This is a genomic window from Rhodococcus sp. PAE-6 (assembly GCF_025290685.1).
GTDB lineage: Bacteria > Actinomycetota > Actinomycetes > Mycobacteriales > Mycobacteriaceae > Rhodococcus > Rhodococcus pyridinivorans.
The window spans coordinates 78,034-102,534 of record NZ_JAOCLZ010000009.1; the positions used below are offsets into that span (position 1 = coordinate 78,034).

Consider the following 24,501-nt stretch of genomic DNA (forward strand, 5'->3'; position numbering starts at 1 on the left):
GTAGGATCACCGCATGACTGCCAGCAGGACCGACGGGGTCGACCCCGCGCCGAATCCGCACGCCACTGCCGAAGAGGTCGCAGCCGCGCTCGAGGACACCAAGCTAGCCCAGGTGCTCTACCACGACTGGGAAGCCGAGACGTACGACGAGAAATGGTCCATCTCGTACGACGAGCGGTGCATCGACTACGCCAAGGGGCGGTTCGTCGCCGCGGCCGGCGATCAGCCGCTGCCCTACGAGCGCGCACTCGAACTCGGCTGCGGCACGGGCTTCTTCCTCCTCAACCTCATGCAGGGTGGGGTCGCGAAGACCGGTTCGGTGACCGACCTGTCGCCCGGCATGGTGAAGGTCGCGCTCCGCAACGCCGAGAATCTCGGCCTCGACGTCGACGGCCGCGTTGCCGACGCCGAGACCATTCCGTACGACGACGACACCTTCGACCTCGTGGTCGGCCATGCCGTGCTGCACCACATCCCGGACGTCGAGCAGTCGCTGCGCGAGGTGCTGCGCGTGCTCAAGCCCGGCGGCCGTTTCGTCTTCGCCGGTGAGCCCAGCACGATCGGCAACTTCTACGCCCGCATGCTCGGCCGGGTCACGTGGGAGGCCACCACCAACATCACCAAGTTGCCTTTCCTGCGCGACTGGCGTCGTCCGCAGACCGAGCTCGACGAGTCCTCCCGGGCGGCCGCCCTCGAGGCCGTCGTCGATCTGCACACCTTCGATCCTTCCGATCTCGAGAAGCTGGCCTCCTCGGCCGGAGCCGTCGAGGTCAAGGCGTCGAGCGAGGAGTTCGCCGCGGCCCTGCTCGGCTGGCCGGTGCGCACCTTCGAGGCCGCCGTCCCGCAGGAGAAGCTGGGCTGGAACTGGGCGAAGTTCGCCTTCGGTGGCTGGAAGGCGCTGAGCTGGGTCGACGAGAACATCCTCGAGCACGTCGTGCCCCGTAGCTTCTTCTACAACGTCATGATCACTGGTGTGAAGCCCGGCAAGTAGTTGGGTTACGACTTCACCCTCCCCGACGTCGAGTACCTGACGTCGGACGACGGCCGCGACGCTCTCGCGAGCGTCGCCGACCGGGAGCTGTCGACGCGTACGCGCCTCGCCGACATCGGCTGGGCGCGTACGCGTTTCGGCGATCGTGCCGGAATGCTGGTCGAAACCGTCATCCTGCGGCGCAAGACGGAGGCGAAGATCGCCGGCGGCGGCGAGTGGGTGCTCACCGACGACGCTCTGCAGCAGTCCACGCCCACGCGCGTCGCGGCCCACCGCGCGAAGCGGTTGCGAGGGCGCACAGTGCACGACGTGACGTGTTCGATCGGCGCCGAGCTCACTGAACTCGTCGGGGTCGCCGAGACCGTGATCGGCAGCGATCTCGACGACGTGCGGCTGGCGATGGCCGCGCACAACGTCCCCGGGGCGTACCTCCTGCGCGCCGACGCCCTGCGTCCGGTCACGCGAGGCACCACCGTCATCGCCGATCCCGCACGCCGTTCGGGCGGGCGACGGACCCACGATCCGGCCGCGCTGCAACCACCGCTGCCCGATCTCCTCGACGCCTACGCGGGCCGCGATCTCGCCGTGAAGTGCGCACCGGGACTGGATTTCGACTCGTTCGACTGGGCCGGTGAGGTCGAGGTCGTCTCGCTCGACGGTGGAGTCCGCGAAGCGTGCCTGTACTCGCCGGGATTGAGCACTCCCGGCGTGCGCCGACGGGCTGCAGTACTGCGTTCGGACGGAACCGGTTTCGAGATCACCGACGCCGCGGACGACGACATTCCGGAACGGGAGCCGGGGGAGTGGATCGTCGACCCCGACGGCGCGATCGTGCGCGCCGGTCTCGTCCGCCACTACGCGGCAGCCCACGGACTGTGGCAACTCGACCCGCGGATCGCCTATCTCACCGGCGACAGCCTGCCCGACGGAGTACGGGGTTTCCGGATCGTCGAGCGTCTCAAGTACAGCGAGAAGACACTCCGTCAGGCGCTCGCCCGCCACGACTGCGGCGCGGTCGAGATCCTCGTGCGCGGCGTCGACGTCGACCCGGCGGTATTGCGTCCGCGCCTGAAACTGCGCGGGTCGGCCTCGCTCAGCGTGGTGCTCACCCGCATCGGCCGGACGCCGGAAGCCTTCGTCTGCACGCCGTCGCGCTGACCGCCCTCACACGGGCGGCCGTCCTCACACGGACTGCGGTTCGCGCAGCACCACCACGTCCCCGTCGAGGGTCGTGATCACGAACTCCCCGCCCGGGCCGACGCCGGTGCCGACCGGCAGTCCGGTGGCGGGATCGAGGGGTTCCTCCTCCATCGTCGCTCCGTCCGCGAGATCGAGCACCGCCGCTGCGAGACCCCGATCGCCGTAGACGACCACATAGGCCCGGCCGTCGGCGGTCACCGCCGGCGCACCGTACGGAGTCACGTCCGCCCGCTCCCACTCGACTTCGACGCTGTCGCCGCCGTCGCGCAGGGCCGTCAGCGGGGCGCTGCCGTCGGCCGACGCGAGGAGCAGCAGTCCGTCCTCGGTGACGGCGGGACCGAGCGCCGTGGGACGGCCGGTCTCGTGGGTCCATCGCGCTTCGCCTGTCTCGGCGTCGAGCGCCCACAGGGCACCCTCCCCGTCGTGGACGTAGACGGTCGAACCGTCAGCAGACAGAACCGGACTCGTCACCGCACCTCCGGGGAGGTCGGGTACCGACCACTCCTCGATGACCACGGCGTCATCACCGGCCGTGTAGCGCAGCGCCACGAGCGCCGACCTGTCCGAACCCGGACGCCACACGGTGACGAAGACACGGTCGGTGGCGGTGTCGACGGCCGGGGTGGTGGCGACCGGGCAGTCCTCCGAGCCCCCGAAGCAGGCGGGGAGGCCGTGATCGCTCGCGAGTCGCGGCAGGTTCTGCCCGTCCTCGAGGGTCGGCACCGGCACCAGATCGAACAGCGGTGCCTCGAGTTGTCCCGTCTGCGGGTCGACGACGTTGACCTGACCGAAATGCGTGACCACCAACAGGCTTCCGTCGGAGGTGAACTGTGCGCTGCGGGGGCTGCCGCTCACGGGAATGCGCCAGCGACGCTGGCCGTGCTCGTTGAACGACAGCAGTCCGCCGTCCTCACCGACGTAGATGTTCGCGACGCCGTCGGAGACGGGGGTGATCGTCGTGACGGCCGGGGCGAGACGCGTGCACCAGCGCTTGCGGCCCGTGTCCATCTGGAAGGAGAACAGATTGCATCCGGCCTCCGTCGCGGCCGCCACCGAGACCTGGCCGTTGGCCGCGATCCCGGCGGGGGAGCCGACCGGGCCGCCCAGCGGACGCGTCCAGCCGGGCGCGAGGTCGTCGACGCTCTCGGCGGTCGCGGTGTTGCTGTTGCGGGCATCGGAGTGCCGTCCCGGCCAGCCACCACTCGACAACACGTCGTCGGTGCCGGCCCCACCGCCGCACGCGCTCAGCGCGAAGACCACCGTCAGCGCCGGGACCGCGGTCCGCAGGACACCCCGCATCACTCAACTCCTCCACAGGCGAACGATTCGACGTGTCAGCGTATCGGGCCGGGGGTCGTGAGCCGCGAACGAGGCGGACCGTAGGCTGCCCCTATGACGAGCATGTGGGGTGCACCTCTGACGGCGAGGTGGCGCGGGTCCCGTCGGAGGGATCCCGAACAGGTACGATTCCTGACGCTGTCCTCTCTGAAATGGGTGCTGGACAACAAGGCGTACACGCCCTGGTACCTGGTCCGGTACTACCGCCTGGCGAAGTTCCGGCTGGCCAATCCGCACGTGGTGCTGCGCGGCATGGTCTTCCTGGGCAAGAACGTCGAGATCCACGCGACGCCCGAACTGTCGCGCCTCGAGATCGGCCGCTGGGTCCACATCGGCGACGGCAACGCCATCCGCTGCCACGAAGGTTCGCTCCGGATCGGCGACAAGGTCGTCTTCGGCAAGGACAACGTCGTCAACACCTATCTCGACATCGAGATCGGCGCGTCGACGCTGGTCGCAGACTGGTGCTACATCTGCGACTTCGACCACCGCACCGAGGACATCACCTACCCGATCAAGGACCAGGGCATCGTCAAGAGCCCCGTCCGGATCGGTCCGGACACCTGGATCGCCGCGAAGGTCACCGTGCTCCGCGGCACCCGGGTCGGCCGCGGTTCGGTGCTCGGAGCGCACGCGGTCGTCAAGGGAGACATCCCCGATTTCAGTATCGCGGTGGGTTCGCCCGCCAAGGTCGTGAAGAACCGTAAGGTGGCGTGGGAGAGCGCCGCTGCCGAGCGTGCCGCCCGGGAAGCGGCGCTCGCAGATATCGCACGGAAGAAGTCGGTAGACACGCCCGCGGGCGTCCACCAGTAGCGACGCGGGCCGGGACACTGTCGGGGGACAGCAGATGGACTACTCGGAGTATCGGAGTCACGACGCGACCGGCCTGGCCGAACTCGTCGCGACGGGGCAGGTATCGGCGAGCGAGTTGCTCGAGACCGCGATCGCGCGGCTCGACACGGTCGAACCGACACTGAACACCGTCGTCCGCAGGCTCGACGACAAGGCCCGTGTCCTGGCACGCGAACCGCTCGACGGTCCATTCGCCGGGGTGCCGTTCCTTCTCAAGGATCTGGGGCAGGATCTGGCCGGTGAGCCGACCTCGTGCGGGTCCCGTGTCCTCGCGGACCTGCCGATGGACGAGAACTCGGTGATCGTCGACCGGTGGCTCGGAGCCGGCCTGGTCCCGTTCGCCAAGACCAACACCCCCGAGTTCGGGGCGAAGGGCATCACCGAGCCCGAGGCGTTCGGGGCCACCCGAAACCCGTGGGATCCGTCGGTGACGCCGGGCGGGTCATCGGGTGGTTCCGCCGCGGCGGTCGCGGCCGGCGTCGTTCCCGCGGCGGGAGCGAGCGACGGCGGCGGCTCCATCCGCATTCCCGCCGCCTGCTGCGGGCTCCTCGGGCTCAAGCCCGGACGCGGACTCGTGCCCACCGGTATGCGCGGCGGGGAACCGCTGCACGGCGCGGCTACCAACGGGGTGATCTGCCGGACGGTGCGCGACGCCGCTGCCTTCCTCGACGTCATGGCGGGCCCGTACGCGGGTGGGCCGTATCTCGTCGAGCGTGCCCGGTCGTACGCGGAGGCCGCGCGCTCGGCGCCGAAGCGGTTGCGGATCGGATACGAGACCGCGTCACCGATCGGGACGCCGGTCGATCCGGAGGCGAAGGCCGCGGTGGACGCTGCCGTCGCGGTGCTCGAGGAACTCGGCCATCACGTCGAACCCGCCTCGACGGGTATCGACGAACGGCGTCTCGCAGAGGACTTCCTCATCATGTGGTTCGCCACGGCTGCCGCGGAGGTCGCCGAGGCCTGCCGCCTCACCGGAGCACGACCCGAGGACTTCGAGTTCGACACCCGCATCATCGCCGCCGTGGGCAAGGCGACCTCGGCGTCGGACTACATTGCGGCCCATGCCCGCTGGGCCGAGTACGCGAGCGGTCTCGCGCAGTTCCACGAACGCTACGATCTGCTGCTCACGCCGACACTCGCCTTCCCGCCGTCGCGCATCGGCGAACTCGACACGCCCCGCTGGATGCGGCGTGCCGGCGAGGCGCTCCTGCGTACCCGCACCGCGTGGATCGCGACCCGGGCCGGTTTCATCGACCGGGTGGTGGACGACAATCTGGGGCGCACCCCCTACACGCAGCTGGCCAATATCACCGGGCGCCCGGCGATCTCGGTGCCGTTGCACTGGACGGTGTCCGGTCTGCCGCTCGGGGTGCAGTTCGTCGGCCCACTCGGTGGGGAGCGTGTGCTCCTCGCCCTCGCAGGCGAACTCGAACAGGCCCGGCCGTGGTTCGATCGGCAGCCGCCGCTCGCTCCGGCCGAGTTGTCCGCTACCTCGTGAGTCGAAGGTCGACTCAGGGTCGGCCCAGTGGCTTCCGGTAGACGACCGTTTCACATAGGACCGCAAGAGCCGGAACGAGTTCCGGATGGCGCGTATCGAGCGGCGCGGGCTCCTCCGGCACGTACCCGAGCCGGGTGTAGAGCCGGTCGAGGAACACCTTCGACTCGTGTGAGGTGTCGCGCGGACGGATCACCTCGAGTTGCATTGCCTCGAAACCTCGCTCGGCGAACTCCGTCTCGACGGTGTCGATCAGGACGCGGCCGACGCCCGTGCCGCGGACCTTCGGGTCGGAGGCGAGCATCCCGAACTCGGCCGTCGTCGCGTCGACCGGGGTCACGCGGATACAGCCGACCACCCGGCCGTGCGAGCGGGCGATGCGAATGCTGCCCTCCCGCGCATATCGGGTGATCTCGTCCGTGTCGGTCCGTGTGGTGCCCGGTACCCACATGCCGTCCTCGGCCACCGCGTAGACCGCGTTGAGCAGTGCGGTGACGGCGACGATATCGGATTCGTGCGGTGCCAGGCGCTCGATTTGGAGCGTGTGCTGCTCGTTCATCCGCGGTCCGGGAGGGGACGTTGGGGGACCGTGGGGCGTGCGAGCGGGTGACGCACCCGCCGCTTCGCCGACGAGTAGACCTGCGCGGTTTCCTCGGCGACGCGGCGCCAGTCGAAGTCGTCGGTCAGTCGTGCCCGGGCCGCCCGCGCGCGCACTCGGGCGGCCTCGGGATCGTCGAGGGTTTCCCGGACGGCCGAGACGAGTCCGGCCACGTCGCCGGGCCGGAACGACAGTCCGGTCACGCCGTCGACCACGGCTTCGCCCAGGCCGCCGGCGGTGGACGCGATGAGCGGGGTACCCGCTGCGGCGGCCTCGAGGGCGATGATGCCGAACGGCTCGTAGCGGCTCGGCAGCACGATCGCGTCGGCGCCGTGCAGCCAGCCGAGCAGTTCGGTGTGGTCGAGGTTGCCGAGGAAACTCACCGAGCGTGCGACGCGGTGTACGCGTGCCTGCTCGCGCAGCCACTCGAACTGGGTGCCCTCACCGGCGACCACGAGGGTCGTGCCGGGATGCGAGCGGCGGATGCGGGGGAGCGCGGCGATCGCGTCCTGCACACCCTTCTCGTATTCGAGGCGGCCGACGTACAGCAGTCGTGCCGGCCCGGGACGCGGTTCGCGGTCGCGGTACGACCAGGTGGTGATGTCGATGCCGTTGCGGATCACGGAGATCTCCGGCAGGTCCGGACCGTACAACTCGGTGACCTCGTCGTGCATCGACGCCGAACACGTGATGAGACGGTCGGATTCGTTGGCGAGCCACCACTCGACGGAATGCACCTGGCGGTTGATCCGGCCCGACAGCCAACCGCTGTGGCGACCGGCCTCGGTCGCGTGCAGGGTCGACACGAGCGGCACGTCGAAGTACTCGGCCAGCGCGATCGCGGGGTGGGCGACGAGCCAGTCGTGGGCGTGGACGACGTCCGGATACCAACCTTCGCCGATGCCGCCGCGGGTCAGCCCGATCCCGGCGCGGACCATCGCGTGGCCCATCGCCAGCGTCCAGGCGATCATGTCCTCGCCGAAGTCGAAGTGGGGTGCGTCCTCCGCGACCGCCACCACGAGCACGCCGTCGGCGATGTGGCTGATCGTGGGGTGGGTCGACGCATCGGTGCCGGTCGGGCGACGTGACAGCACCACCACCTCGTTGCCCGCCGCGGCGAGTTCGGTGGCGAGATGATGGACGTGTCTGCCCAGGCCGCCAACGACGACGGGTGGGTACTCCCATGAGACGAGCAGAATCTTCATCGCGGGCCTCCGTGGCGTCCGGGCAGTCGTCGGGCGTCGAGTCCTGGGAAGAGATTGTCGGCGCGGTTCCATCCGTCGGCCAGACGCCGTGCCGTCTCGGTGCGTCCGGAGTCGACCGCCTCGGCGATCTCACGAAGGGCGTGGGCGTGTTTGTGCGCGCGGTCGCGGGCATAGGCGGCGGCGGTGTCCTTGCTGACCATGAACGCCCAGTCGCTGGAGACCGTCAGCAGCGCTTCGCGCACCATCTGGTCGTGCACGCGGTTGCGGAGCGCGACCGACGACGTACTCTGCTCGCGGGACTTGTCGATGCTGTCGAGGGTCGTGCGCACCACCTCGTCGTTGAGACGCACGAGATCGGCGACCTGGTCGCCGGCCCAGACCCGCCAGTCCTTGCCCGAACCCCACGACGAATTCTCGAGATCGACGGAGGCGCCGACGTATCCGCGGTCGCGGGCATCGGCGAGAGTTCCCACCTCGATGCCGGCCTCGGGAAGCGCGCGGAGCAGTCGTTCGAGGAAGATCGGACCTTCGAACCACCAGTGGCCGAACAGTTCCGTGTCGAAGGCCGCGACGACGAGTGCGTCCCGGCCGATGCGGCCGGATTCGCTGCGCAATCGCTGCCGGACGGTCTCGACGAAGTCGGCGACGTGCCGGTCGACGGCGTGCGACGCGAGTTCGGGATCGTAGGGCGCCTTCTCGTGCGAGGGCACCGTGCGGCCCGTGACGCGGGACGGTTTGAGTCCGGTGTCGTGGCAGTAGGTGTGGAAGTCGCGGTAGGCGGAGTGGCCGGGATAGCCGGACTTCGGCGACCACACCCGGTACGAGACCTGCAGGTCGCGGCCGAAACACACGACGTCCGAGTCGCGGACCGTGCGGCCGAGCGAGGTGTCGCCGCGCAGCGCAGGACCGTCGACCATGAAGTGCTCGACTCCCGCTGCGGCGTAATCGTTCTCCATGCCCGGCGTGTAACCGCATTCCGGGCCCCAGATGCCGCGGGGGCGATGGTTCCAGCGGGCGTGCGCGTCGGCGAGACCTTCGGACAACGAGAAGGTGCGCAGTCGCGGGTCGAGGAGGGGCTGGAACGGATGGGCGAGAGGCCCACCGAGCAGTTCGATCGCGTCGGCGTCGATCAGCTGCCGCACGACGGGGGATCCGCCGTGGCGCCATTGGGTTTCGAAGTCCTCCAGTGCCGCGGTGGCGGCGCGGTGCTCGCGGGCGCCGAGTGCGCGGTAGGACTCCTCCCGCATGCCGGCCGCCTCGTGCGCGCGCAGTTGCCAGTTGCCGAGCCAGTGGTGCATCCCGGCGAGGCAGTGCGGGTCGTCGAGTTGCGCGGCCAGTACCGGGGTGATGCCGAGTGTGAGCATCCGGGTTCGGCCTTCGGCGGCGAGCCGCCGCAGCACGTCGGTGACGGGCAGATAGGTCGCTGCCCACGACTGGTAGAGCCATTCCTCGCCGACGGGCCACCGGCCGTGGTGGGCGAGCCACGGGAGGTGGGAGTGGAGGACGAGCGCGAACATCCCGGGTTCGCGGGACGATGCGGCACTCACGGAGCGGTGTCCTTCGCTGCGGGGTCCTTCACGGCGATCGCGACCAGATCGAGGCTCGCATCGATGTTCTCGGGGACGATGGCGAAGTCGTCGGTGGAGACCATCGCGACGTCGGCGGTGAGATCGTCCGGCCACGGCTGCCCGGCGAGGGCGCGCTCGATCTGGGCGTCGATGAACGATCCGCCGTGCTTGGCATCGAGTGCGCGCAGCGTGGGGCCGTGGTGCACTCCGGTCATGAGTTCGACGCGGAAGCCGGCGTCCTCGAGCAGTTCGGTCAGTTCGGCGGCGTTCAGCTCACGGGTGTGGAAGGGGTTGAGCGGGGTGTCGCGGCCGGGGGAGAACGTGATCCGGTTGGGAGTGCTGATGAGCAATTCGCCGCCGGGGGTGAGAACGCGGTGACATTCGCGTAGGAACTGTGTCTGATCCCACAAATGCTCGATCACCTGGAAGTTCACGACCGTATCGACCGATTCGTCCTCGAGGGGAAGTTCGGCGAGGTTTCCGTGCCGGATGTCCACGCGGGGGTAGCGCGCGCGGATGTGTGCGACGGCGCTCTCGTCGTAGTCGAGGCCGATCACGCGCGTCGCCACATCGGCGATCATGTCGGCCCCGTAGCCTTCGCCGGCGCCGGCCTCGAGCACGGCCCGGTTCACGCAACGGGGGAGAAAGTTCTGGTAGACGACCTCGTGACGTCGGAACCAATAGTTCTCCTCGGCGATGCCGGGGACCGTCCGTTCGCCGGTGAGGGGGAGGGCGTGCGCGTCATCGGCGCGGGCGGGGGTGTCGCTCACCGCCACGACATTAGACCTCTCCCCGGAGGGGTGGTCTCCGGTGTTCCAGATCACAGGTTTCGTCGTCCTTCCGTACGGCTATGGTGAACCGGGAATCCCGTCAAGTTACTGACTGGTAACTTAGCGGCTGATAATCTATCGCACACGCCGTGCGAAAGACACGAGTGCTCGGTTCAGGCAGCGCCTTGCCGACCAAAGGCAGCTACACACAGGAGGTCGACGCAGACCCATGACGAACATCGTCGTTTTGATCAAGCAGGTCCCCGACACGTGGTCCGAGCGCAAGCTCAGCGACGGCGACTACACGCTCGACCGTGAGGCCGCCGACGCCGTGCTCGACGAGATCAACGAGCGCGCCGTCGAGGAAGCTCTGCTCATCAAGGAGCGCGACGGCGGTGAGGTCACCGTTCTGACCGCCGGCCCGGACCGCGCCACCGACGCCATCCGCAAGGCGCTGTCCATGGGCGCCGACAAGGCGATCCACCTCAACGATCCCGCCATGCACGGCTCCGACTCGATCCAGACCGCGTACGCGATCGCCGCTGCGCTCGGCCAGATCGAGGGTGTCGAGCTGGTCATCGCCGGTAACGAGGCCACCGACGGTCGCGTGGGCGCCGTGCCCGCGATCATCGCCGAGTACCTGGGCCTGCCCCACCTGACGCACCTGCGCAAGCTCACGATCGCGGACGGCAAGGCCTCCGGCGAGCGCGAGACCGACGAGGGCGTCTTCGGCATCGAGGCTCCGCTCCCCGCCATCGTCTCGGTCACCGAGAAGATCAACGAGCCCCGCTTCCCCTCCTTCAAGGGCATCATGGCCGCGAAGAAGAAGGAAGTTCAGACCCTCACCCTCGCCGACATCGGTCTCGATCCCGAGATCTTCGGTGTTGCGAACGCTGCGTCCACCGTCACCGGTGTGACTCCGAAGCCCCCGCGCACCGCGGGTGAGCGCGTCACCGACGAGGGCGACGGCGGCAGCAAGATCGCTCAGTACCTGGTCGGCCAGAAGATCATCTGATCGCGCCCCGCGACAACATCTGACATATCTAGGAGAGAAGTAGTAATGGCAGAAGTACTCGTGCTCGTCGAGCATGCCGAGGGCGCGCTCAAGAAGGTCAGCACCGAACTCATCACCGCCGCGCGTGTGCTCGGCGAGCCCTCCGCCGTCGTCGCAGGTGCCCCCGGCACCGCCGACGCGCTGCAGGACGCCCTCGCCGCCGCCGGTGCGGTCAAGGTCTACGCCGCCGAGTCCGAAGACGTCGACAACTACCTGGTGACCCCGAAGGTCGACGTCCTCGCGTCGCTCGTCGAGTCCACCAGCCCCGCCGCCGTCATCACCGCCGCGTCCGTCGAGGGCAAGGAGGTGTCGGGCCGCCTCGCCGCCCGCATCGGCTCCGGTCTGCTCGTCGATGTCGTCGACGTCAAGGCCGACGGCTCCGCCGTGCACTCGATCTTCGGTGGCGCGTTCACCGTCGACGCCAAGGCCAACGGTGAGGTCCCCGTGATCTCCATCCGCCCGGGCGCCATCGAGGCCAAGCCCGAGGCTGCCGCGGCCGAGCGTGTGGCCGTCGAGGTTCCGGCCCAGGAAGAGAACGCCGTGAAGATCGTCTCGCGCGATCCGATCGTCGGCGGCGACCGTCCGGAGCTGACCGAGGCGTCGATCGTCGTCTCCGGTGGCCGCGGTGTCGGTTCGGCCGACAAGTTCTCCGTCGTCGAGGAGCTCGCCGACTCGCTCGGTGCCGCCGTCGGTGCTTCCCGCGCCGCCGTCGACTCGGGCTACTACCCGGGCCAGTTCCAGGTCGGTCAGACCGGTAAGACGGTCTCCCCGCAGCTGTACGTCGCGCTCGGCATCTCCGGCGCCATCCAGCACCGCGCCGGCATGCAGACGTCGAAGACCATCGTCGCCGTCAACAAGGACGAAGAGGCCCCGATTTTCGAGATCGCGGACTACGGCGTCGTCGGCGACCTGTTCAACGTCGCTCCGCAGCTGACCGAAGAGGTCAAGAAGCACAAGGGCTGATCCGCTCCGGCAGATCGATCCCTGCGCGGCCCCGCTCCTTCGAAAAGAGCGGGGCCGCGTGCATTCTGCGGGAGTGTTCATCGGCGATGCATCGCCGCGACACCCCGTCGCCGCCGGCGCGCCTCCCACGGTCGTTACACCTTGGGGCATGACCACATCGCCGGTGCTGTACCGCCCGAGTGGGTTCACCGCTCCCGTCCTGTCCGGCCCCCGCTACTCCCTCGTCGTGTCGACGGAAGCGTCGGATCGCCTGGCTGCGCAACGCCTTCGGTACCGGGTTTTCTCCGGTGAACCCGGCTTCCGGATCCCCGATGCGGGGGGCGGATCCGACGCCGACCGGTTCGACGAGTTCTGCGACCACGTGCTGGTGCGCGATCGGGTCACCGACGACGTCGTCGGCTGTTACCGGATGCTGCCGCCCGAAGCCGCCCGCGAGGCCGGTGGGTACTACACCGCCACCGAATTCGATCTCTCCGCACTCGACCCACACGGGCGCGGCCTGGTGGAGATGGGCAGGGCCTGCGTCGATCCAGCCCACCGTTCCGGATCGGTCCTCACCCTGATGTGGGCCGGCATCCTGCACTATCTCGAGGCGACCGGACACAACGAGGTCGTCGGATGCGTCTCGGTGCCCATGCGCACGACGCCCGACGAACCCGAGGCGTCGAACGTCCGGGCCGTGCGCGACCTGCTGCTCGAACGACACGCCGTCGAACCCGCAGCGCGGGTCCGACCGCTGAATCCCGTGATGGTCGAAGGCCACCCGCTCGACGAGATCGCTCCGTTGCCGCGTCCCGTGGTCCCGCCGCTCCTGCGCGGATACCTGCGGCTCGGTGCCCGGATCTGTGGTGAACCGGCCCACGATCCGGACTTCGGGGTCGCCGACTTCGTCGCGATATTAGCCGTGGACCGGGCGGACACCCGCTATCTCGCCCGCCTGCGCGCGGCCGCCGAGCGTGCCGAGCGGGGGTCGCGGTGACTCGGGTCGGTACGACACGGGTGCACGCGTGGATGCCGTCGAGTCCGTGCGGGATCCGGTGCCTGCCGGACGGGACGGATCGTGTGGGTCTGCCGACGGTGTGGTTGCGCATCGCGACGGTCGCGGTCGTGCTGACGGTGGTGCCGCTCCTGCTGGCAGGACGGATGATTCCCGCGGCGCGTCGGGAGAGCACGGTGCGGCGCAGTGCGCGCCTGTTGTTGTGGTGCGTAGGCATCCGTCCGACGATCGACGATCGGCGTGACCGACGGGCGCGCGCAGGGGGCGTGCTCGTCGTTGCACCGCACATCTCGTGGACGGATGTCCTCGTCCTCACCGCAGTCGCTCCCGCGGAGTTCGTCGCACGAGCGGACCTGCTCGACTGGGGCCTGCTGGGCGCGCTCGCACGCCGGATGCGTGTCATCCCCATCGAACGGGAACGACTGCGACTGCTGCCCGCCGTGATCGAGCGAGTACGCACCCGCTTGCTGGAGGGCGGGTGCGTCGCCGTCTTCCCCGAGGGCACGACGCGATGCGGACGGTCCCACGGCGGTTTCCGCCCCGCACTGCTCCAGGCGGCCGTGGACGCGCAGTGCCCCGTCCAGCCCGTCGGCCTGCGATACGGCGAGCGCGGGGGAGACCTCACCGCCGCGCCGGCCTTCGTCGGTGACGAGACGATCGGTTCCTCGATCCGGCGGATGATCCGGAACCGCGGTGTCGTCGTCGAAGTCGTGCTCGCTCCGCTCGAACATCCGGGTCGGGACCGGCACGATCTCGCAGCCCGATGCGCCCGCGCGGTCCGTGCCGAGCGCCCGGTCGAGGCCGTGACGTTCCTGCCGGTCGGCGGCTCACCGGCCGGTGGAACGGCACGGACGGTGGACGCCGCCTGACGGGCGACCCCCTGAGCGCGGCGGGCACCTGCGCCGACCCGCTATCCTGGATCGGTCATGACCTCGCCCGCCGCCGGTCCCTCCGGTACCTCCACGACCGTCTACCTCGATCACGCCGCGACGTCGCCGATGCTTCCTGCGGCCGTCGAGGCGATGACGTCGGTCCTCGCCACCGTCGGAAACGCGTCCTCCCTGCACGGATCGGGGCGCGCAGCGCGCCGGCGCGTCGAGGAGTCGCGGGAGTCGATTGCGGCCGCCCTCGGCGCCCGGCCCTCCGAGGTGATCTTCGTCTCCGGTGGCACCGAGGGCGACAATCTGGCCGTCAAGGGCATCTATTGGGGTCGCCACGCCCAGGACCCCCGGCGTCGCCGGATCCTCGCGAGCGCGGTCGAACACCACGCCGTGCTCGACGCCGTCGAATGGCTCGTCGAGCACGAGGATGCCCAGGTGACGTGGCTGCCGGTGGACGGCTCCGGCCGCGTCGATCCCACCACGCTCCGCGAGGAACTCTCGCGCCACGCCGACGAGGTCGCCCTCGTGTCCGTGATGTGGGCGAACAACGAGGTCGGCACCGTCATGCCGATCACCGAACTCGCTGCGGTCGCCGCCGAGTTCGACGTCCCGATGCACAGCGACGCCGTGCAGGCGGTCGCGCATCTCCCAGTCGATTTCACCGCGAGCGGACTGTCGGCGCTGACCCTGGCCGCTCACAAGTTCGGTGGTCCGCAGGGAGTGGGAGCGCTGCTGCTCGGCAGGCAGGTACCGTGCGTGCCGCTCGCCCACGGTGGGGGCCACGAACGCGACGTGCGGTCCGGGACGCAGGACACCGCGTCCATCGTGGCGATGGCCGCGGCGTTGCGCGAGGTCACCTCGGATCTGCCCGGCCGCACCGCCGAACTCGCGCACCTGCGCGATCTTCTTGTCGCGGGTGTCGAGGCGGCGATCCCCGACGCGATCCTCAACGGTCCTCGCGAGGTCGGACGACTGCCCAACAACGCGCACTTCACGTTCCCCGGATGCGAAGGCGACTCGCTGCTGATGTTGCTCGACGCGGCCGGTATCGAATGCTCGACCGGTTCGGCGTGCACCGCCGGGGTCGCGCGCGCGAGTCACGTACTCGTCGCGATGGGGGCGGACCCGATCACGGCACGCGGTTCGCTCCGATTCTCGTTGGGGCACACCACAACCCGCAGTGACATCGACAAACTGATCGAAACTCTCCCTTCCGTGGTGGACAGGGCTCGCGCCGCCGGACTGGCGAGCGCCGGTGGACGAGGAGGTGACCGGAGATGAGGATTCTTGCGGCAATGAGCGGCGGTGTGGACTCGGCGGTCGCCGCCGCCCGCATGGTCGAGGCCGGACACGACGTCGTGGGAGTGCATCTCGCGTTGTCGGCCGCGCCGGGCACACTGCGCACCGGCTCGCGCGGATGCTGCTCGAAGGAGGACGCCGGCGATGCTCGCCGCGCCGCCGACGTGCTCGGAATTCCCTTCTACGTCTGGGATTTCGCAGACCGCTTCAAGGAGGACGTGATCGACGACTTCGTCGCGTCCTATGCCGCCGGTGAGACCCCGAACCCGTGCCTGCGTTGCAACGAGAAGATCAAGTTCTCGGCGCTGGCCGACCGTGCCGTCGCGCTCGGCTTCGACGCCGTCGCCACCGGTCACTACGCGCAGTTGAACGACGGGGTGCTGCGTCGCGCCGTCGACGCCGACAAGGACCAGTCGTACGTACTCGCCGTGCTCACGGCGCAGCAGTTGTCGCGCGCGGTGTTCCCCGTTGGCGACACCCCCAAGAGCCGGATCCGCGAGGAGGCCGCCGAGCGCGGACTCGCGGTGGCGAACAAGCCCGACAGCCACGACATCTGCTTCATCCCGTCGGGCGACACCCGCGCCTTCCTCGGTGCCCGCATCGGTGTGCGTCCCGGCGCCGTCGTGGACGACCGTTCGGGTGAGGTGCTCGCGCAGCACGAGGGCGTGCACGGTTTCACCATCGGCCAGCGCAAGGGACTCGGTATCGCCGGGCCCGGACCGGACGGACGCCCCCGCTACGTCACCGCGATCGAACCGGAGAGCGGCACCGTCCGGGTCGGCAGCGCCGAACAGCTGAAGGTCGAGTCGATCCGGGCCGAACGCGCCGTGTGGACCTCCGGCACCGCTCCTGTCGGACCGATGGAGTGCGTCGTCCAGGTCCGCGCTCACGGTGGCCTGGCCCCGGCCGTCGCCGAAGCGGTGGGTCCGGGCATCGAGATCTCGCTGCGCGAACCGCTCACCGGTGTCGCCGCCGGTCAGGCCGCCGTGCTGTACCGGTCCGACGCTGCGGGCGACATCGTCCTCGGCAGCGGAACCATCGCGGCAGGGGACCGGTGACGGCACCTGCCACCGGCCGCGAGGTGTGGTCCGGTCTCGCGACAGGCATCGGTTCGTGGCCCGGGACGGACCCGCGCGAGGCCGCGGCGGTCGTCGTCGGCGAACTCACGGATCTGCCCCACCTCGTCGAACTGCCGGCACGCGGCCTCGGTGCCGACATGATCGGGCGGGTCAGCGCCCTGCTCGTCGACATGTACCTCGACACCTCGACCACTGGCTACCGCCTCGTGTCGCGACGCGGCGGTGTGGCCGCCCGGGCGCGCGACCTGCTCGCCCAGGACCTCGATGCGCTCGAGGAGGCCTGGGAACGCGCCGGGCTGGATGCCGGCCGCCCCGTGAAGGTGCAGGCTGCCGGGCCGCTCACCCTCGCCGCCCACGTCGAACTCGCCACGGGACGCCGGGTGCTCACCGACCGCGGCGCCGTTCGCGACCTGGCCGAATCGCTCGCGGAGGGCCTGGCCCGACACGCCGCCGAGATCACCCACCGGCTCGGGGTTCAGGTGGTCGCGCAACTCGACGAACCGTCGCTGCCGGATGTGCTCGCCGGAACGCTGAAGGGCCGGACCGTCCTCGAGACCGTCCCTGCCGTGCCGGACCCGGAAGCGCTGGACGTGCTCGACACGACGATTCGGGGCACTGGGCTCTCCGTCGCGGTGCACTGCTGCGCGGGCACCTTCCCGGCCGACTTCCTGCGGCGCAGCGCTGCCGACGCTGTGGCCTTCGACGTCGGATGCGTGCGACGCTCCGACCTCGACGGACTCGGGGAACTGTTCGACTCGGGCACGGTCCCGATACTCGGACTCGTGCCCGCCACCGCACCGGCCTCGACGGGCTGGCGCGAGTACGCGGCACCGGCCGTCGAGCTGATCGACCGGCTCGGGTTCCCGAGGAAGGTGCTGCAATCGGTGGCGGTGAGCCCGGTCTGCGGGCTGGCCTCGGCCTCCACGGAGGGGGCACGGGCCGCTCTGCGTTCGTTGCGCGACGTCGCGTCGGCCTTCGCTGAGGAAGCCGACACGCTCTGAGTATTCCGGTCGGTCCCCTCGACTAGGCTTGCAGGCTGTGAGTGAACCGACGGACGCACCCATCACCGCTCCTCCGGAGGCGCGTGAGCGCTGGCAGGATCTCGCCGAACAGGTGCGCGAGCATCAGTTCCGTTATTACGTGCGCGACGCCCCCATCATCTCCGACGGTCAGTTCGACGCGCTCCTCGGCGAACTGCAGGCACTCGAGGATCAGTACACCGAACTCCGCACGCCGGATTCGCCCACCCAGCTGGTCGGCGGCGGCTTCGCCACCGAATTCGGTGCCGTCGAGCATCTCGAACGGATGCTCAGCCTCGACAACGTCTTCGACGAGGACGAACTGCGCGCGTGGCTCTCGCGCGCCGAGGTCGAGACCGGCACTCACCCCGATTATCTGTGCGAGGTGAAGATCGACGGCGTGGCGCTCAGCCTCGTCTACGAGAACGGCAAACTCGTCCGCGCGGCCACCCGCGGCGACGGACGCACCGGGGAGGACGTCACCCTCAACGCCCGCACGATCGACGACGTTCCCGAAAAGCTCACCGGCACCGCCGAATACCCGATCCCGACGTTGCTCGAAGTGCGCGGCGAGGTGTTCTTCCGGCTCGAGGACTTCCAGACCCTCAACGCCGGGCTGGTGGCCGAAGGCAAGCCGCCCTTCGCGAATCCCCGCAATTCCGCCGCCGGTTCCCTGCGGCAGAAGAACCCGGCCGTCACCGCGCGCCGGCGTCTGCGCATGTACTGCCACGGCTACGGCCGCATGGAGGGCTTCGAACCCCGCTCGCAATCCGACGCCTACGCGGCCTTCGCGGCCTGGGGCCTGCCCGTCTCACCGCACACTGTTCGCGTGCAGGGCGCCGAGGCGGTCGTCGAGCGGATGCGCTACTGGGGCGAACACCGCCACGACATCGAACATGAGATCGACGGCCTGGTGGTCAAGATCGACGACATGGGGCTGCACCGACGCCTCGGTGCCACGTCCCGCGCCCCACGGTGGGCGATCGCCTACAAGTACCCGCCGGAGGAGGTCACCACCAAGCTCCTCGACATCCGCGTCAGTGTCGGGCGCACCGGACGCGTGACCCCCTTCGCCTACATGGAGCCGGTCACCGTCGCCGGGTCCACCGTCTCGCTGGCGACGCTGCACAACGCGTCCGAGGTGGAGCGCAAAGGCGTGCTCATCGGCGACACCGTGGTCATCCGCAAGGCCGGCGACGTGATCCCGGAGGTCCTCGGCCCGGTCGTCGACCTGCGCGACGGTTCCGAGTACGCCTTCGAGATGCCCACGCAGTGCCCCGAATGCGGTACCACCCTCGCCCCGGCGAAGGAGGGCGACGTCGACCTGCGCTGCCCCAACTCGCGGTCGTGCCCGGCGCAATTGCGCGAGCGGGTCTTCCACGTCTCGGGCAGGGGAGCGTTCGACATCGAAGCCCTCGGCTACGAGGCGGCCACGGCGCTGCTCGAGGGGAAGATCATCGCCGACGAGGGCGACCTGTTCTCGCTCACGAAGGAAGACCTCGAACGCATCCCGTTTTTCCGCACCACCAAGGGCGTGCTGTCGAAGAACGGCGAACGTCTGCTGCAGAACCTCGACAAGGCGAAGGAACAGCCGCTCTGGCGCGTGCTGGTCGCCCTGTCCATCCGGCACGTCGGACCGACCGCTGCGCGTGCGCTGGCCACCGAGTTCGGCAGCCTCGACCGGATCCGGGCCGCGTCCGTCGACGAGCTCGCGGCCGTCGAGGGCGTCGGACCGACGATCGCCGCGGCGGTGACCGACTGGTTCACCGTCGATTGGCACGTCGCGATCGTCGACAAGTGGGCGGCAGCGGGTGTGCGGATGGCCGACGAACGCGACGAATCGATCCCGCGAACCCTCGAAGGACTGTCGATCGTGGTTACGGGCACGCTCGCGGGATTCTCCCGCGACCAGGCCAAGGAGGCCGTCCTCGCGCGCGGAGGCAAGGCCGCCGGATCGGTGTCGAAGAAGACGGCTTTCGTCGTCATCGGCGACAATCCGGGTTCGAAGGCCGACAAGGCCGCCGATCTCGGAGTACCCGTGCTCGACGAGGACGGTTTCCGGATCCTGCTCGACGAGGGGCCCGACGCCGCTCGCGCCTATCTCGAAGGGCGCGAAGGGGAGAACTGAGACGCTCTCCGCCGGCAGGTGCCCTGCCGGCGGATTCTCAGGAGGCCGTTGCGGATTCCGGTTCCTCGGCGCTGCGCCTCCCGAGGAATACCGCCGCGGCGAGCAGGAAGCAGATCGCCCCGACGAACGTGCCGGTGTTGGCAAGGCTCGGGTCGAGAGTGTTTCCGTCGTCGAGGACGAACGAACCGACGGCGGAGACCCCGAAAGCGATCGACCCGAGCATGTTCAGCCACCCGCTGATCCAGTCCTTCGAGCGCGGCGCCCAATGCGAGCCCGCTCGCCAGAGGACTGCACACGCGATCGCGCTCGACACCAGAAAGCACAGGGAACCTTCGAGATTGGGGTTCCACACCAGGTGCTCCTCACCCTTGACGGTGTGGGCGTGCAGTGCGGCTCCCGTGCTGACGTTGAACAGCAGCGTACCGATGAACTGGATCAGCGACGCGAGCCAGTCGGCGCGGATCGCCGGGCTGCCCTTGTCCGTGACGGTGGCCGGCCCACTGAGCATCAATTGGACGAATGCTGCACCCGTGAAGAACCAGGAACCCACGAAGAACGAAGTATTTGCACCGGCGGTGCCGAGAAGCGTCGCAATTCCGGGCGCCGAACCCAATGCGAACAGGGCGGCGCCGATGACGAATCCCCAGGACTGCATGCGCAATGTCGGGTGAATCAGCATTGGCGCAGTGTAAGTCGAAGATCGGAAATTTGTGTGTTTTCAAAAGAAACTATCCGATCGAATAGGTGCAGTTCAGAACGAACTTTCGAAAAGGGTGAACGGTTGGGGTGAATTGGTTCGGGATCCTTTCGGTTGGTCGGAAGTCGTGTTCGATGCGCGTTAGCGTCCCAGCCATGACGGAAACCGGTAAGTCCACTCAGCGCCTTCTTTTTCGTAATGTGCGAGTTTTCGACGGAGTTTCCGGAGAGCTCGTCACCGGCGACGTACTGATCGACGGAGACCGCATCGTCGCCGTATCCGAATCGCCGATCGGCGACGAACCCGGCCGCGAGACCGACGTGATCGACGGCGGCGGGCGGGTCCTCATGCCCGGCATGTCCGACGCGCACGTCCACCTCGTCGGTAACGCGAACTCCTACATCGACATGGTGATGGGCAGTGAAGCGCACATCGCGCTCAACGGCCTCGCCGAGGCCCGCAACATGCTGCTGCGCGGCTTCACCGCCGTCCGCGACATGGCCGGCGACACCGGCAGCATCAAATCGGTGATCGACCGGGGATTGTTCGACGGTCCCCGCATCTACCCGTCCCAGGCCGCGATCTCGCAGACGTCCGGGCACGGCGACTTCGGCTTCGTCTACGAATGCCCCACAGCCCTCGGTGGGGATCAGGCCCGCGCCGAACAGATCGGCTTCATGCGGGTCGCCGATGGTGAGGACCGGGTCCTCGCAGCCGTGCGCGAGCAACTCAAGAAAGGTGCATCGCAGATCAAGCTGATGGTCGGCGGCGGAGCGGCGTCCATGTACGACCCGCTGTACACCGTCCAGTTCATCGACAGAGAACTGCGTGCCGCCGTCCAGGCCGCATCCGACTACGGCACGTACGTGGCCACCCACGTCTACAACGTCACCGGGATCCGCCGCGCGGTCGCGGCCGGGGTGAAGTCGATCGAGCACGGCCACCTCGCCGACGAGGAGACCGTCGCACTGCTCGCGGAGAAGGAGGTGTGGTTGTCGATGCAGCCCTTCGCGCTCGGCGACCACCACTATCCCGACCCGGATCGCGCGGAGAAGGACAAGCAGATCTGCACCGGCACCGACCACGTCTACGAGTGGGCGCAGAAGCACGGCGTGAAGACGGCCTGGGGAACCGACCTGCTGCTCGAGCCGCAGATCGCGCCGCGCCAGAGCGAGATGGCCGCGCGGCTCGGCGACCACTACAGCAACCTCGACGCGCTGCGGATGCTCACCTCCGGAAACGCCGAACTGTTCCGGCTCGCAGGCGAACGCGATCCCTACCGTCAGGCCCGATGGGGTGTGATCGACAAGGGCGCCTGGGCGGACGTGCTTCTCGTCGACGGCAACCCGCTCGAGGATCTGAGTCTGATCGCCGATCCGGCAAAGAACCTGTCGGTCATCGTGAAGAACGGCCACGTCGTCAAGAACAGCCTGTGACCGTGGCAGCGCATCGGACACGGCACCACACCCCACTCGCTCGGCGCAAGGACAGTCGGTGACTCACTACGGGCAGCACAGCGACGCAGAGGCCTGGGACGAGTTGTCGGACGAGCAGCTCGAGGATCCCTTCGTCGTGGACGGAAACTACGGCGGAACGCCGGTGGGCACAGCCGAACCGGATGATGTCGGGACTCCGCCGTACGGCGCTCCGGTCGTGCAGCGGGCAACCGCCCGACAGACGCCGGGCACACTCGTGTCGGCGCGCGGGATCGAACTCCACGGACCCTGGGGCCATGTCTTCGGCCCCCTCGACCTGGACCTCGACGCCGGGGGAGTGACGGTTCTGGCCGCGCAGGCCGGTGCTGCGCGTACCGCGTTGCTCATGGCTCTGTGCGGTCGCATGCGACTGACCCGGGGATCGCTGACGGTTCTCGGCGAGGACAGACCGCAGAAGATCATCGCGCGGTCGGCGATTGCGTGCATGAACGAGCTCGACGAGGTACGCCCGTCGGTCACCGTGCGCGATCTCGTCACCGAGCAGAAGCGGTGGGATTCCCCGTGGTACAAGTTCGTTCCGCGGGTCCGTGAGGACGGTATCGCCGAGATGTGCGAGGAGATCTTCGGCGACGTACCGCTGCCACCGCTCGAGGCGTTCGTCGACGACCTCTCCGAACTCCAGCAACTGCTCCTGCGGATCTCGGTGGCGAACACCCGGCGTCCGCCACTGCTGGTGGTGGGCCGGATCGATCGGATCGCCGACGACGTCGAACGTGCCACCCTGCTCGGCCGGCTCGTCGCGCTCGGTGAGAACCAGGCGGTGATCATCGGCGACGTGAACCCCGTCGACCCCGATAGCGGGGTACGGGCCGTGGTGGACATGCACGATCTGCTCGGACCCGGTGACATCGGCGTCCTGACGAAGAGGAAGTGACGAGTGCTCGCAGGCGTCTCTCTCGGTAGCGACTCGAAGCGATACTTCCGCGGCACGATGCCGCGCATCGCGATCGCGACGATCATTCTCATGCCGTTGCTGTACGGGGCCATGTACCTGTGGGCCTTCTGGAATCCGTTCGGTGCGGTGAACAAGATTCCCGCGGCGATCGTCAACAACGACACCGGTCGTTCGTCGACGGGGGAACAGGTCGACGCCGGCGATCAGGTCGTGAAGTCTCTCATCGCATCCGGTCAGCTCGATCTGGCGGAGGTGTCGGAAGAGGACGCCGTCGCGGGTCTGGCCGACGGAAAGTACTACTACACCATCACGATTCCGGAGAATTTCACCGAAGCGGTCGAATCCCCCAACGGCGACAACCCGGAGAAGGCGAATTTGGTCTTCACTTTCAACGACGCGAACAACTATCTCGCGACGATCATCGGGCAGGACGCGTCCGAACAGGTGATCGGACAGGTGAACTCCACGATCGGTGCCCAAGGTGTCGGGACCGTGCTCACCGGTCTCGAGAGCGCCGGCTCGGGTCTGAAGCAGGCCGCCGACGGTGCCGGGCAACTCGCCGACGGCATCGACACGGCCAAGAGCGGCGCGGACCAGCTCGCTTCGGGATCGCAGGAGCTCGCGACGAACATGGTCACGGCGCGAGACGGGTCGGCGCAGCTCGCTACCGGCGCGAACGAACTCGCCACCGCGGTCGACGGCGTGACGGGTCCGCTGCTCAGCGCGCTCGACAGCGGTGCCCTCTCGGGTGTCGCCGGGCAGGCAGCGGAGCTGCGGGCCTCGCTCGACGCCCTCGAATCGCGGGTACCGCAGACCACGCAGTCGACGGTGAACCAGGCCGTACAGCAGGTCGTCGACATCCTGAACCGGAGCTCCGATCCGGTCGTGCAGCAGGCGATCACCGCGTTGACACCGCTGACGGCGCAACAGGCGGCCTCCGATGCCGACGCCCTACGCGCTGAGATCATGCGTCTGCAGGCAGACGCCGAACAACTCGAGTATCAACTCGGCAACCCGAACAGTCCGCTACAGGGAGCCCTGGCGACGTTGTCGAACGGGGGACTGGCGGCGGACGTGAACCGACTCCGCAGCGGTGTCGACGAACTGAGCTCCGGTGCCGCCACGCTGAACTCCGGTCTCGTCCAACTCACCGACGGCAGTGTCCAGTTGGCCGACGGAGCAGGAGAGCTGTCCTCGGGCATGGTCGAGTTGCAGTCGGGTTCGCAGGAACTCGCGCAGGCCCTGAGCCAGGGTGCCACCCAGGTGCCGAACTGGACGGACGAACAACGCACCGCCACCGCCGAGACGTTGTCGACTCCGGTTGCTCTGCAACAGAACTACACGAACGAGGCACCCACCTTCGGTACCGGTTTCGCCCCGTTCTTCCTGTCGCTCGCCCTGTTCGTCGGCGGCATCATCACCTGGATGCTGCTCACCCCGTTGCAGTCGCGGCCCACCGTCGCGGGACTCGGTGCCTACCGCACGGTCCTCGCGTCGTACTGGCCGGCTCTGCTGGTAGGCATCCTGCAGGTGGTCGTGATGTACACGGTCGTCCATTTCGGCGTCGGACTGGACGTGAAGCACGTGGTGGGGACGATCCTGTTCCTGATCTTGATCTCCGCAACGTATCTGGCCATGATCCAAGCGTTCAATGCGATCTTCGGCGTCGCCGTCGGTCGGGTGGTGACCTTGGCCTTCCTGATGCTGCAACTGGTCTCGGCCGGCGGTATCTACCCCGTGCCGACCACGGCGAAGCCGTTCCAGTACATCCACCCGTTCGACCCGATGACCTACACCGTCAACGGTCTGCGGCAGCTCACCGTCGCCGAGAACATCGATTCGCGATTGTGGATCGCAATCGCTGTCCTGGCCGGAATCCTGCTCGTATCGTTGACGCTGAGTGCCCTGTCGGTTCGGCGCAACCGCCGCTACACGATGGAGAGGCTGTACCCGCCGATCGAGGTGTGAGAGCCGCC

At 68.6% G+C, this 24,501-nt stretch carries 21 protein-coding genes; 15 read left to right on the forward strand and 6 right to left on the reverse strand.

Annotated features, from left to right (window positions below):
* Window positions 1-13: 13 nt before the first annotated feature.
* Window positions 14-991, forward strand: a complete 978-nt coding sequence (locus NVV99_RS17850; protein ID WP_019288412.1) for a class I SAM-dependent methyltransferase — start codon at window positions 14-16, stop codon at window positions 989-991.
* Window positions 992-2,149 carry a hypothetical protein gene (locus NVV99_RS17855; RefSeq protein WP_024101409.1) on the forward strand — a complete coding sequence of 386 codons (1,158 nt, stop codon included), beginning with the start codon at window positions 992-994 and terminating at the stop codon, window positions 2,147-2,149.
* A gap of 24 nt (window positions 2,150-2,173) precedes the next feature.
* Here NVV99_RS17855 and NVV99_RS17860 read toward each other — a convergent pair whose 3' ends face one another.
* Entirely contained in the window at window positions 2,174-3,490 is a 1,317-nt protein-coding gene (locus NVV99_RS17860; protein ID WP_024101408.1) for a PQQ-binding-like beta-propeller repeat protein, read from the reverse strand.
* A 93-nt stretch (window positions 3,491-3,583) separates the two neighbouring features.
* On the opposite strand from NVV99_RS17860, the gene NVV99_RS17865 reads away from it, so the two are divergent.
* Both NVV99_RS17865 and NVV99_RS17870 read left to right on the forward strand, forming a co-directional pair.
* Window positions 3,584-4,342: an acyltransferase gene (locus NVV99_RS17865; protein ID WP_006554571.1), complete on the forward strand. Its 759-nt coding sequence runs from the start codon at window positions 3,584-3,586 to the stop codon at window positions 4,340-4,342.
* Between the two features lie 34 nt (window positions 4,343-4,376).
* On the forward strand, window positions 4,377-5,879 hold the full coding sequence (locus tag NVV99_RS17870) for an amidase (protein WP_024101407.1): 1,503 nt from the start codon (window positions 4,377-4,379) through the stop codon (window positions 5,877-5,879).
* Window positions 5,880-5,892: 13 nt separating this feature from the next.
* Here NVV99_RS17870 and NVV99_RS17875 read toward each other — a convergent pair whose 3' ends face one another.
* From NVV99_RS17875 to NVV99_RS17890, 4 genes are read right to left on the reverse strand one after another with little or no spacing between them, the layout of a single operon-like run.
* Window positions 5,893-6,435, reverse strand: a complete 543-nt coding sequence (locus tag NVV99_RS17875) for a GNAT family N-acetyltransferase (protein ID WP_024101406.1) — start codon at window positions 6,433-6,435, stop codon at window positions 5,893-5,895.
* A complete protein-coding gene (locus NVV99_RS17880; RefSeq protein WP_006554568.1) occupies window positions 6,432-7,679 on the reverse strand; it encodes a glycosyltransferase family 4 protein in 1,248 nt (415 codons plus the stop codon). Before NVV99_RS17880 ends, NVV99_RS17875 begins: the two co-directional genes overlap by 4 nt.
* On the reverse strand, window positions 7,676-9,196 hold the full coding sequence (locus NVV99_RS17885; protein WP_037216018.1) for a glycoside hydrolase family 57 protein: 1,521 nt from the start codon (window positions 9,194-9,196) through the stop codon (window positions 7,676-7,678). Before NVV99_RS17885 ends, NVV99_RS17880 begins: the two co-directional genes overlap by 4 nt.
* Before the next feature lie 26 nt (window positions 9,197-9,222).
* The gene (locus NVV99_RS17890; protein ID WP_006554566.1) at window positions 9,223-10,023 is read right to left on the reverse strand and encodes a class I SAM-dependent methyltransferase; all 801 of its coding nucleotides are present in this window, start codon (window positions 10,021-10,023) and stop codon (window positions 9,223-9,225) included.
* Window positions 10,024-10,246: 223 nt separating this feature from the next.
* Between NVV99_RS17890 and NVV99_RS17895 the strand changes: the two genes are divergently transcribed.
* The 8 genes from NVV99_RS17895 (at window position 10,247) to ligA (ending at window position 19,437) form a co-directional block, all read left to right on the forward strand.
* Window positions 10,247-11,032 carry an electron transfer flavoprotein subunit beta/FixA family protein gene (locus NVV99_RS17895; protein WP_019288406.1) on the forward strand — a complete coding sequence of 262 codons (786 nt, stop codon included), beginning with the start codon at window positions 10,247-10,249 and terminating at the stop codon, window positions 11,030-11,032.
* A gap of 45 nt (window positions 11,033-11,077) precedes the next feature.
* Entirely contained in the window at window positions 11,078-12,034 is a 957-nt protein-coding gene (locus tag NVV99_RS17900; RefSeq protein WP_006554564.1) for an electron transfer flavoprotein subunit alpha/FixB family protein, read from the forward strand.
* Window positions 12,035-12,182: 148 nt separating this feature from the next.
* Window positions 12,183-13,013 (forward strand): GNAT family N-acetyltransferase, encoded by an 831-nt coding sequence (locus NVV99_RS17905; protein WP_006554562.1) that lies wholly within the window; start codon window positions 12,183-12,185, stop codon window positions 13,011-13,013.
* Between the two features lie 83 nt (window positions 13,014-13,096).
* The gene (locus NVV99_RS17910; RefSeq protein WP_006554561.1) at window positions 13,097-13,900 is read left to right on the forward strand and encodes a 1-acyl-sn-glycerol-3-phosphate acyltransferase; all 804 of its coding nucleotides are present in this window, start codon (window positions 13,097-13,099) and stop codon (window positions 13,898-13,900) included.
* 57 nt (window positions 13,901-13,957) lie between these two features.
* Window positions 13,958-15,193 carry a cysteine desulfurase family protein gene (locus NVV99_RS17915; RefSeq protein WP_024101403.1) on the forward strand — a complete coding sequence of 412 codons (1,236 nt, stop codon included), beginning with the start codon at window positions 13,958-13,960 and terminating at the stop codon, window positions 15,191-15,193.
* Window positions 15,190-16,269, forward strand: a complete 1,080-nt coding sequence (gene mnmA, locus NVV99_RS17920; protein WP_024101402.1) for a tRNA 2-thiouridine(34) synthase MnmA — start codon at window positions 15,190-15,192, stop codon at window positions 16,267-16,269. Before NVV99_RS17915 ends, mnmA begins: the two co-directional genes overlap by 4 nt.
* The gene (locus tag NVV99_RS17925) at window positions 16,266-17,291 is read left to right on the forward strand and encodes a methionine synthase (RefSeq protein WP_024101401.1); all 1,026 of its coding nucleotides are present in this window, start codon (window positions 16,266-16,268) and stop codon (window positions 17,289-17,291) included. The genes mnmA and NVV99_RS17925 overlap by 4 nt, the downstream gene beginning before the upstream one ends.
* 37 nt (window positions 17,292-17,328) lie before the next feature.
* The gene (gene ligA, locus NVV99_RS17930) at window positions 17,329-19,437 is read left to right on the forward strand and encodes an NAD-dependent DNA ligase LigA (RefSeq protein WP_006554557.1); all 2,109 of its coding nucleotides are present in this window, start codon (window positions 17,329-17,331) and stop codon (window positions 19,435-19,437) included.
* Window positions 19,438-19,474: 37 nt separating this feature from the next.
* On the opposite strand, the gene NVV99_RS17935 is transcribed toward ligA, so the two are convergent.
* Entirely contained in the window at window positions 19,475-20,116 is a 642-nt protein-coding gene (locus NVV99_RS17935) for a hypothetical protein (RefSeq protein WP_024101400.1), read from the reverse strand.
* Window positions 20,117-20,289: 173 nt separating this feature from the next.
* Here NVV99_RS17935 and NVV99_RS17940 point away from each other — a divergent pair, with 173 nt between their 5' ends.
* The 3 genes from NVV99_RS17940 to NVV99_RS17950 are packed head-to-tail and all read left to right on the forward strand — an operon-like array spanning window position 20,290 to window position 24,493.
* On the forward strand, window positions 20,290-21,570 hold the full coding sequence (locus NVV99_RS17940) for an amidohydrolase family protein (RefSeq protein ID WP_024101399.1): 1,281 nt from the start codon (window positions 20,290-20,292) through the stop codon (window positions 21,568-21,570).
* A gap of 58 nt (window positions 21,571-21,628) precedes the next feature.
* Window positions 21,629-22,504 (forward strand): ATP-binding cassette domain-containing protein, encoded by an 876-nt coding sequence (locus NVV99_RS17945; RefSeq protein WP_041803400.1) that lies wholly within the window; start codon window positions 21,629-21,631, stop codon window positions 22,502-22,504.
* A 3-nt stretch (window positions 22,505-22,507) separates the two neighbouring features.
* Window positions 22,508-24,493, forward strand: coding sequence for a YhgE/Pip domain-containing protein (locus NVV99_RS17950; RefSeq protein ID WP_024101397.1), 1,986 nt, complete (start codon window positions 22,508-22,510; stop codon window positions 24,491-24,493).
* The last annotated feature ends 8 nt before the right edge of the window (window positions 24,494-24,501 follow it).

Bases quoted from the DNA above. Each gene is read 5' to 3' on its own strand.
- NVV99_RS17860 (WP_024101408.1), bottom strand. From the start codon at position 3,490: ATGCGGGGTGTCCTGCGGACCGCGGTCCCGGCGCTGACGGTGGTCTTC.
- mnmA (WP_024101402.1), top strand. From the start codon at position 15,190: ATGAGGATTCTTGCGGCAATGAGCGGCGGTGTGGACTCGGCGGTCGCC.
- NVV99_RS17935 (WP_024101400.1), bottom strand. From the start codon at position 20,116: ATGCTGATTCACCCGACATTGCGCATGCAGTCCTGGGGATTCGTCATC.
- NVV99_RS17870 (WP_024101407.1), top strand. From the start codon at position 4,377: ATGGACTACTCGGAGTATCGGAGTCACGACGCGACCGGCCTGGCCGAA.
- NVV99_RS17865 (WP_006554571.1), top strand. From the start codon at position 3,584: ATGACGAGCATGTGGGGTGCACCTCTGACGGCGAGGTGGCGCGGGTCC.
- NVV99_RS17885 (WP_037216018.1), bottom strand. From the start codon at position 9,196: ATGTTCGCGCTCGTCCTCCACTCCCACCTCCCGTGGCTCGCCCACCAC.
- NVV99_RS17850 (WP_019288412.1), top strand. From the start codon at position 14: ATGACTGCCAGCAGGACCGACGGGGTCGACCCCGCGCCGAATCCGCAC.
- NVV99_RS17900 (WP_006554564.1), top strand. From the start codon at position 11,078: ATGGCAGAAGTACTCGTGCTCGTCGAGCATGCCGAGGGCGCGCTCAAG.
- NVV99_RS17915 (WP_024101403.1), top strand. From the start codon at position 13,958: ATGACCTCGCCCGCCGCCGGTCCCTCCGGTACCTCCACGACCGTCTAC.
- NVV99_RS17895 (WP_019288406.1), top strand. From the start codon at position 10,247: ATGACGAACATCGTCGTTTTGATCAAGCAGGTCCCCGACACGTGGTCC.
- NVV99_RS17875 (WP_024101406.1), bottom strand. From the start codon at position 6,435: ATGAACGAGCAGCACACGCTCCAAATCGAGCGCCTGGCACCGCACGAA.
- NVV99_RS17940 (WP_024101399.1), top strand. From the start codon at position 20,290: ATGACGGAAACCGGTAAGTCCACTCAGCGCCTTCTTTTTCGTAATGTG.
- NVV99_RS17880 (WP_006554568.1), bottom strand. From the start codon at position 7,679: ATGAAGATTCTGCTCGTCTCATGGGAGTACCCACCCGTCGTCGTTGGC.
- NVV99_RS17905 (WP_006554562.1), top strand. From the start codon at position 12,183: ATGACCACATCGCCGGTGCTGTACCGCCCGAGTGGGTTCACCGCTCCC.